Below are 1,408 nucleotides of genomic sequence, written 5' to 3' on the forward strand. Positions count from 1 at the left end.
CGCTGCTTCGAAGGCGAGCAGACGCAGCTGACTGTGTGGGCCACCGCCGAGCCGGCGGACGTCGACGTCGCGGTGGCGGTGTCGGGTGCAACGGGGATGAGCATCGACACCGCCGAGGCTGAAACCGTTGGACGGCAGATGGTTACCGTGGCAGCCGACCGGTGGGGCCGCTACCCGATCCGCGCCACGGTCGACGTCGTCGCGCCGGGCGGGCTGCTGTCGGCCACCGCGACCGTTGACGCCGCCGATGTGTTCGTGTTCCCGCTGGCGCCGCCGCAATCCACAGCGATCCCGAAGACGGAACTGCTCGACCGGCTCGGCACGCACCTGACCCGGCACATCGGGCCCGGCGTCGAGTATGCCGACATCCGGCCGTATGTCCCCGGCGACCATCTGCGGGCGGTCAACTGGCCGGTGAGCGCCCGACGCGGCAGCCTGCACATCACCCAGCGGCTGACCGACCGGGCCGCGGATGTAGTGGTGCTCGTCGACATGTACGCCCAGCCGCCGGGGCCAGCGACCGATGCCACCGAACGGGCGATGCGGGGCGCAGTGCAGGTGGTGCAGAGCGCGCTGCGCAGTGGTGACCGCGCCGGGGTGGTCGCACTCGGTGGTGGCAGGCCGCGGTGGCTGGCCGCCGACATCGGCCGACGCCAGTTCTACCGGGTGCTGGACACGCTGCTGGCTGCGGGCGACGAGTTCGAAACGACCACAGGCACATTGGCTCCCGGCGCCGCGCTGCCGCCGGGAGCGATCGTCGTAGCATTTTCCACAATGCTCGACACCCAGTTCGCGCTGTCGCTGATCGACTTGCGGAAGCGGGGACACACCGTCGTCGCTGTCGATGTTCTCGAAGGCGCACCGTTCGGCGATGACCGTGTCGACCCGTTGTACACCAGGATGTGGGCATTGCAGCGGTCGTTCATGTACCGAGACATGGGCACCATCGGGGTGGACATCGTGTCGTGGCCGTCGCAGAACACCCTCGACCAGGCGATGCGGCTGGTGCCCGAACGTCGGCGGCCGGTGCGGGGGCGGGGTCGGATGGGCTGATGACCGATATCGTGCGTAAGGCTCATCTGCTGTCGACGGCGTTCGGTTTGATGATGGTGGCGGCGGTCGGGTTCGAAACGCGCGGAGCCGCACTGGTTCTGGCGATCGGCGCGATGGCCGTGGTGATAGCGGGGATCGTGGTGCGCGTGGCCGCGACGGTGGCGGTGCTGTCGGCGGCCGCGGCGCTGGTGGTGTCGGACGCACCACCGATGCTGGCCGCGCTGGCGGGCCTGTCGGCCGCCGGTTACCTGGTGCTGCGCTACACCGAGGGTGCGTCGACCAGCGCCTCGGCGCCGGGCCTGCTTGCCGCGCTTGGCTTCAGCTTCGTCGGCGTGCTGGCCGCGTCGTTCCCGTT

At 70.0% G+C, this 1,408-nt stretch carries 2 protein-coding genes; both read left to right on the forward strand.

The window, feature by feature from the left end; genetic code table 11:
• Positions 1-1,053, forward strand: a 1,053-nt coding sequence (locus A5651_RS16940; RefSeq protein ID WP_066983212.1) for a DUF58 domain-containing protein, incomplete at its 5' end; no start/stop codon positions are given.
• Positions 1,053-1,408, forward strand: a 356-nt coding sequence (locus A5651_RS16945; RefSeq protein ID WP_066983215.1) for a hypothetical protein, incomplete at its 3' end; no start/stop codon positions are given. The genes A5651_RS16940 and A5651_RS16945, both read left to right, overlap by 1 nt.

It is taken from the genome of Mycobacterium sp. 1274761.0 (genome assembly GCF_001668615.1).
In the GTDB taxonomy this organism is placed as follows: Bacteria; Actinomycetota; Actinomycetes; order Mycobacteriales; family Mycobacteriaceae; genus Mycobacterium.